A 7,068-nucleotide genomic window follows, 5' to 3' on the forward strand; every position below is an offset into this window, starting at 1 on the left:
ACTCAGGACCCCGCCCGCCCCGAATCCGGTCAGTCCGGCGCCCGGCTATCGCTGCCCCCGATCGACGAGATCGAGCGCGATCTCCAGACGCCAGTCGAAACGCCCACCGCCGGAGATGCAGAGCTGGAAAGACTTGCCGACGACTTCGTTCGCCAGGTGCTGGCATCCGAGCAACAACGCACCGGCGAGCAGCGTGCGGCGATAGACGACATGGGGGGCGACATCCAGCGTCGTGCCGCGCATCGCAGCGCGATGCTGCAAACCCCGATCCGGCGTCTCGCCCATGAGGGCGATGAGGGCGGCGCGGTGGCAAACGCACTGGTCGAACTGCGCGGCAAGATGCAGGAGCTCGACCCTTCACGCCACGACTTGTCCACCGGCGGCCTCGCACGCGCGCTGTCCTTTATTCCCGGCGTCGGCAACAAGCTGCAGCGCTATTTCGCGCGCTTCGAAAACGCCCAGGAGGCCATCGACCGCATCATTCACGATCTCGACGCCGGGGCCGGCATGCTCCGCCGGGACAACGTGACCCTGGCCGACGACCAGAACGAACTGCGCCAACTGATCATGCAACTCGAACGACAGGTCGCGCTCGGCCGACTCATCGACACGCGGCTGGAGACTGAGGCAGCACGAGCGGACGACGCACAGCGCGGTTTCATCCAGGAGGAGCTGCAGTTTCCGCTGCGCCAGCGCATCGTGGACCTGCAGCAGCAGCTCACCGTTTGTCAGCAGGGCGTGCTCGCGCTGGAGGTCATCATCCGCAACAACCGCGAGCTGGTCAGGGGGGTGACACGGGCGATCAACGTCACGGTGTCGGCACTCAACGTCGCGGTCACCACCGCCCTGGCGCTGGCCAACCAGCGCCTCGTGCTCGATCGCATCGAGGCCCTCAACGACACGACGTCCTCGTTGATTGCCGGCACCGCCAAGGCCCTGCGCAGCCAGGGGGCCGACATCCAGAATCGGGCCGCCTCGACCATGCTGGACATGGCGGCGCTCGAGCAGGCCTTCGGCGACGTGCTCGGCGCCATCGACGAGGTCTCGCGATATCGTCGCGACGCCCTGCCCAGACTGGATGCACAGATCGAGCGGCTCGAGACGCTGGCAAGCCGTGGCAACGAGGCGATCACGCGCATGGATGAGGGCAACGCCGCAGCCACCCGGAACCAGCTCGACTGACAGCGACATGCCTGCGCCTCAGGCGCAGGCATCACGACGGCGACGAACGGCGCGACCGCAAGGGATGCCGCCCGGGTAGCACTGCCGCCCGCTGCGGCAGCAGCTCATGCGGTGCACGCTATCATTGCGCGTCTGGACTATTGGAAGAAGCGCCTCATGATCACACGCCGCGACACCACGCTGACCACCGACCAGAAGGCACTGGCGGTCAATCTCGACAAGTTCAAGTATGGCTCCATCGTCGAGATCGGCGCCGGGCAGGAAGTGGCGCGACGCTTCTTCCACGTGGGCGCGGCGGCCGGCACGATCGCCAAGACCATGTCGGCCTATGACATGGCGGTCAGCGACGACATCTACGGCCCGGTAGACCGCTACGTGAGTCGGGCAAGGCTGATGCAGATGCTGGAAAAGGAGTTCGACCAGGTCGTCTCCCGTCTCTCCAAGGTCCGGCCCAAGAACACCACCTTCTTCGCCTATGCGGCGACGGTCACTGCACGCAGCTTCAAGCAGAAGAACGAATGCCACGGCTGGATCGGCCTGCGCCTGCAACTGCATCCGGGAGCCGAGCCCAGCGACATCGTCATGCACGTACGCATGCTCGACAACGACAACGCCCTGCAGTCCGAGGCGCTGGGCATTCTGGGCGTCAACCTCATCCATGGCGCCTTCTTCAACCACACCCATCCGGAATGGATCGTCGAGGGACTTGCCGACGGGCTCGGGTCGGATCGCATCGAGGTGGACGTGATCCACTTCGCCGGCCCCTACTTCGAAGAAGTCGAGAACCGGCTGATGAACCTGCACCTGATCCGCAGCTGGCTGACCCGCGCGGTGGTGTTCAACCCGGACGGAGAGGTCGTGGTGCCCGGCGAGCTGTTCTACCGCAAACCGGTGCTGGTGATGCGCGGCAGCTTCAAGCCGGTGACGCTGGTCAATACCGACATGATGACCGCCGGCCAGCGCCAGTTCTGCGAGGTTGAGGCGGTGGACCAGTCGCAGCTGGTATCGCTGGCCGAGATCACGATCAATTCGCTGATCTCCGGCGACAACGTGGACAATGCCGATTTCCTTGCCCGGGTCGATTTGCTCGCCTCGCTCGGCTATACGGTGATGATCTCGGACTATGTGCGCTTTTTCCGATTGCGCGCCTACCTGCGCCGCTACACCCAGAAGCCGATCGGCATCGTGCTCAGCGTGCGCGACTTCGAACCGCTGTTCGACGAGAAATACTACGACGGCCTCGAAGGCGGGATGCTCGAGGCCTTCGGCAAGCTGTTCCCGGACAACACCCATGTCTACACCTACCCTTCTCGCCCGCGCGGGCAGGACGAGCTGATCACGCTGGACACCGTCAAGGTACCGGCCAATCTGCGTCATTTGCTCGCCCATCTGGTGGAAAACGGCAAGCTCGTGGGCATTGAACATTACGATGAAAGCCTGCTGCACATCGACGCCAGCGAAGTACTGGCCGGCCTCAGACGTGGCCGGGGCGACTGGGAGACCGCGGTACCCAAGGCAGTCGCCGAGCGCATCGTCGAGCGGCGCCTGCTCGGCTTCGAAAGCGAATGAGCTAAACCAGCTTGAACCTTCATGTGACACGGCCCATATTGAGTAACAGAGCAGTCACTCAAGGAGGGCTTTCACGATGGAAAGGCTCGAACAGTTCAAGCACGGGCTCGAGGAAACCTGGCAGGGCATCGCGGACGGCTGGCGCCGTCTGCGCGACCGCGCCGCGGGAGCGCTGACCCGGTTCAACCCGACGCGACATGGCTCACCCGAAAGCGGCGACACCGTTGTCGGCGCACCAGACTGGGCAGTGCTCGCCGGTGACGTTGTCGAAGAGCAGGACCGCTTCCGGGTGCGGATTGAAATCCCCGGCATGAACAAGGAAGATTTCGAAGTCGACGTCCGAGACGACGTGCTCTACGTGCGCGGGGAGAAGCGGATGAGCGAGGAGCGGACCGAAGGGCATTACCACATCCGCCAGTGCGCCTATGGCAGCTTCCAGCGCATCATCCCGCTGCCCGGGCCGGTCCTGGCCGACAAGGCCAGCGCGAATTACCGGCGGGGTGTGCTCAGCATCGAGCTACCGCGCGCAGAGGATCGTCGCGGCAAACGCCTGCCCATCGACGGCGACTGACCCGGTCGGCTGTCCGGGCGAGAGAGCGACTGGGCGGGTTAAGATCCGGTTTGTCCTGACATTCATGAAACCGCCATGGCACGCACCCACCCGGAAGGCTGGCGAAACGTTCCCGCCGAGGGCGCACTCGCACGCGAGATCGAAACGCTTTCGGCACTCGCGGACACCCTGCCGGAGGCGTGCTCGATCTGGCACGGCGTGCACTGGACGCGGGTGCAGCGTGAGCACGCGCTCTTCGGCGAGGTCGATTTCATCGTCGTCGGCCCGAGCGGGCACCTGCTGCTGATCGAGCAGAAGTCGGGCTTTCTCGACGAGACGCCCGAGGGTCTGGTCAAGACCTACTCGCGCAGCCGCAAGAACGTTTCCGCGCAGCTCGCGCGCAACGCCGACCATCTTCGCGCACGGCTGCAGACCTTTCTCGACGGTCGCAAGCCACAACTCGACACCCTGCTCTACTGCCCCGACTATACCGTGCGTCAGCCGGGCACCGCCGGCATCGATCCAGCGCGCATTGTCGACGCCGGCCGTCGCGAACAGCTCGCGGCCATCGTGCTCAGCCTGGTGCGCGACGACACCCCCGAGCCCGCGCTGGTCGAGGACATCGAACGCTTTCTCGCCGACGAGCTTGAGCTCGTGCCGGAGGTCAATGCCATCGTCGGCCAGGCAGAAGCGCTGTACACGCGGCTTTCCGGTGGACTCGCGGAGTGGGCGCGCCGCATTGAAATGAACCCGTTCCGACTGCGGGTCACCGGCACCGCGGGCAGCGGCAAGACCCAGCTCGCGATGGCGGTGTTCCGCGACGCCATCGAAGCCGGCAGGCGCCCGCTCTACGTCTGCTACAACCGCCCGCTCGCCGACCACATCTCGCTGATCGCGCCGACGGGCGGCGAAGTCGCCACCTATCATCAGCTGTGCGTGCGCATGGTCCGCGATGCCGGCCATCAGCCGGATTTCTCCCGCCCGGGCGCCTTCGGCGAAGTCGAACGCCTCGCGGCCTCGCTGACACCGCCCGAACGCTGGCGCTTCGACGAAATCATCATCGACGAGGGTCAGGATTTCCGCGAGGGCTGGCGCGACCATCTGCTCGGCCTGCTGAAAGAGGACGGCCGCGCGTGGTGGCTGGAAGATCCGATGCAGAACCTCTACGACCGTCCGCCAGTTGCGCTGCCAGGCTGGGTTGGCATCAGCAGCCAGCGCAACTATCGCAGCCCGGCCGACATCGTCGAAACCCTCAACCGGATGCTGACACTGCCCGAGGCGGTGGAGCCGGGCAGCCCGCTCACCGGCTCGGGGCTGGAGACCCTGACCTGGGAGGACCCGCGCGGCCTGCTCGATGCCACCAAGCGCGCGATCACCCGCGCAATCGGCGTCGGCTTCAAGCGCCAGCACATCGCGCTGGTCACCTTCCGCGGCCGCGAACACTCGGCGTTCACGCCCTACGACCGCCTCGGCCCGCACAACCTGCGCGCCTTCACCGGCCGCTACGACCTGCTCGGAAATCCGGAATTCACCGAAGGCGACGTGCTCATTGATTCGGTGCACCGCTTCAAGGGCCAGGCGGCCCCCTGCGTGATCTTCACCGAGATCGACTTCGACACGCTGGACGAGCGCACCCTGCGCAAGCTCTTCGTCGGCGCGACCCGCGCGAGCATGAAGCTGATCATGGTGATGTCGGAACGGTCCCGTCGAGCCCTGCAGAGGAACTGACCAAGGCTGAGGCAGGCGCCCCCAAAACGACCTTCGAATTCAGCGCGACCCGAACTTCTGCATCAACTGCTGAAGCTTCTCGGCCTTGCGTTGCTCGGCCTGCTCGGCACGCTGGCGCTCGGCTTCGGCCTTCTGCTGCTCGCGCTTGCGCTTGGCGACCTCTGCGAAGCGTTCCTTGAGGGTTTGCGCCGCATGGGCGCGGTGCTCGTCGGTGAGCTCGGCGTCCGGGTTGCCGTCCAGGTCGTATCGGTGGGTGGCCTTTTCCAGCGCCTTGAGGTAGCGAGTCGAGCCGGTATGCATCCGCATCGCGGTGCGCACTACCTTCTTGTCGACGTCGGGAAAGCGCTCCATTACGGCCTTGTCGATGCGCAGCGCTAGCGGACGGCATTCCTTGAAGGCAGGGGAGATCTCCTGCAAACGCTCCAGAAGTTCGCGGGGCGTCGGGCCAGGCTGCTTGACGTCGGCTGAGGCTGGCTGGGCGGGGGTTGCTTCGGTTGTCATGGCGAAGGATGCGGAGTCGTAAACGGTCGGGCCACGCGGCCCGATACGTGATGATCGCACGAATCCAGGGCCGAATGCGCCTGGACACGCGCTTGTGGTCCGAAGGGATGGAGCGCGCTCGGTCAGGCGCCCGGCGCGGCGGCCTCGCGCCGGCGGCGCAACCAGAGCGGCAGCATCGCCAACGCAACCCCGACTTCGATCGCCGCAATAATGACGAAGACAGGCAGATACGGGTCCATGCCCATTGACCGGAACAAGCCGACCAGCGTACCGGCAAGCAGCGGTCCGAGGGCAAAACCGATCGAACCGGCGATGTTGAATCCTGCCATCGTGCTCGCCCGCTGGCCCGGACCTGCGAGCTCCGCAGTCAATACCAAGGTCGGCGCGTACATCAGCGCGGCGACCACGCCACCCGCGGCCATCACCCAGACCATCGCGCCGGCATCCGCCAGGCCAAGGGTAACCAGGAAGACGCCGTAAAGGACGCTCCCGGCAATCATCATGCCCAACCGGTCCCAGTACCGGCACAGGGCACCGGAAGGCCAGGTAAGCAACGAGAACGGAATCAGAAAGGCCGCCATGACCAGACCGATCCGGGGCGCATCGAAGCCCATTACGCTCGCCAGGTAAAGGGAAAATGTCGAGACGATGAAACCGACCGTAAGCCTGTCAACAAAGGCGAAGGCGTAAGGAACCGCAAGCAGGCGGTTGGCGGTCAACGCGGCGATCAAGGCACGGGGCTTCATGCGGTGCGGCTTCTCGTCCGGCTCACGCAGTACGAAAGGCACGGCGGCCGCGACCGCGAACATCAGCCAGCCGCCCAACCACGGCACGTCAGTCGCCGCGCCCGCCCCGAGGAGGCCACCGAGCGGGGCGCCGCTGGCCACTCCCAGGCTCACTGCCGCACCGACGCCACCCATGGTCACGCCGAGGCTTTCGCGGCGGGCGTGATCGGCGCCGAGCGTCATCAACAGCGACAGCGCGGTCATGTGCGCGCAGCCTTCGACGAAACGCCACGCGAGCATCACGCCATATGACCAGTCGCCTGAGATCATCAGCAGACTGAGGCCATTCAGTGCGAACGCCGCCGCAATGAGTGGCACGCGTCTGCCCAGGCTGTCGGAGAGCAGGCCCGCGAAGGGGGCGGCGATCAACGCGCCGATCATGTTGATCGACATGAACAGGTGTCGGGCTAGGTCACCGGTCTCGGGATAGCGATCAGCAGTAAGACCGGACAGCACCGGCACCATGCCAGTGACCGGGAGCATCAGCAGATAGATGACGACCGCGACCGGGAGTAGACGCATCGCCTATCGCCCCCGGGAGCAGCCAGTGGCGCCGCACAGGGGCGCATGGCGGGCTTTGCTTGCATCCTGTTTTGTTGCGGCGCACAAATTTATTCTTGACTTATGGGCGCCTCGAAAAACCTCGGCACCTCTGTGATTGGTAAAATTGGATTGTCCTGATTTCGTTCTCTGCCGCCAGCCATGAAGAAACGCACCGCCATCAAGACCGACCTGTTCGCCGACGAGCATCAC

Annotated in this window: 6 protein-coding genes; 4 read left to right on the top strand and 2 right to left on the bottom strand. The window is 65.2% G+C overall.

All coding sequences use genetic code 11. From position 1 onward, the window contains the following. The 4 genes from GPA21_RS18105 to GPA21_RS18120 form a co-directional block, all read left to right on the top strand. On the top strand, nucleotides 1-1,182 hold a 1,182-nt coding region (locus tag GPA21_RS18105; RefSeq protein ID WP_422614176.1), incomplete at its 5' end, for a toxic anion resistance protein. Between the two features lie 159 nt (nucleotides 1,183-1,341). Next, nucleotides 1,342-2,751: a TonB-dependent receptor gene (locus tag GPA21_RS18110; RefSeq protein WP_168989507.1), complete on the top strand. Its 1,410-nt coding sequence runs from the start codon at nucleotides 1,342-1,344 to the stop codon at nucleotides 2,749-2,751. Nucleotides 2,752-2,827: 76 nt separating this feature from the next. Further along, nucleotides 2,828-3,322: an Hsp20/alpha crystallin family protein gene (locus GPA21_RS18115; RefSeq protein ID WP_168989502.1), complete on the top strand. Its 495-nt coding sequence runs from the start codon at nucleotides 2,828-2,830 to the stop codon at nucleotides 3,320-3,322. Between the two features lie 75 nt (nucleotides 3,323-3,397). Continuing rightward, on the top strand, nucleotides 3,398-5,029 hold the full coding sequence (locus GPA21_RS18120) for an ATP-binding domain-containing protein (RefSeq protein ID WP_168989503.1): 1,632 nt from the start codon (nucleotides 3,398-3,400) through the stop codon (nucleotides 5,027-5,029). Between the two features lie 39 nt (nucleotides 5,030-5,068). Here GPA21_RS18120 and GPA21_RS18125 read toward each other — a convergent pair whose 3' ends face one another. Further along, entirely contained in the window at nucleotides 5,069-5,530 is a 462-nt protein-coding gene (locus GPA21_RS18125) for a ProQ/FINO family protein (protein WP_168989504.1), read from the bottom strand. A 122-nt stretch (nucleotides 5,531-5,652) separates the two neighbouring features. Beyond that, nucleotides 5,653-6,837, bottom strand: coding sequence for an MFS transporter (locus tag GPA21_RS18130; protein WP_168989505.1), 1,185 nt, complete (start codon nucleotides 6,835-6,837; stop codon nucleotides 5,653-5,655). Nucleotides 6,838-7,068 lie beyond the last annotated feature (231 nt).

The sequence above is a fragment of the Azoarcus taiwanensis genome (assembly GCF_012910885.1).
GTDB classification, from domain to species: domain Bacteria; phylum Pseudomonadota; class Gammaproteobacteria; order Burkholderiales; family Rhodocyclaceae; genus Azoarcus_F; species Azoarcus_F taiwanensis.

Excerpts from the sequence above, each read along its gene's own strand:
- GPA21_RS18120 (WP_168989503.1), top strand. The coding sequence starts at position 3,398 with ATGGCACGCACCCACCCGGAAGGCTGGCGAAACGTTCCCGCCGAGGGC.
- GPA21_RS18130 (WP_168989505.1), bottom strand. The coding sequence starts at position 6,837 with ATGCGTCTACTCCCGGTCGCGGTCGTCATCTATCTGCTGATGCTCCCG.
- GPA21_RS18125 (WP_168989504.1), bottom strand. The coding sequence starts at position 5,530 with ATGACAACCGAAGCAACCCCCGCCCAGCCAGCCTCAGCCGACGTCAAG.
- GPA21_RS18115 (WP_168989502.1), top strand. The coding sequence starts at position 2,828 with ATGGAAAGGCTCGAACAGTTCAAGCACGGGCTCGAGGAAACCTGGCAG.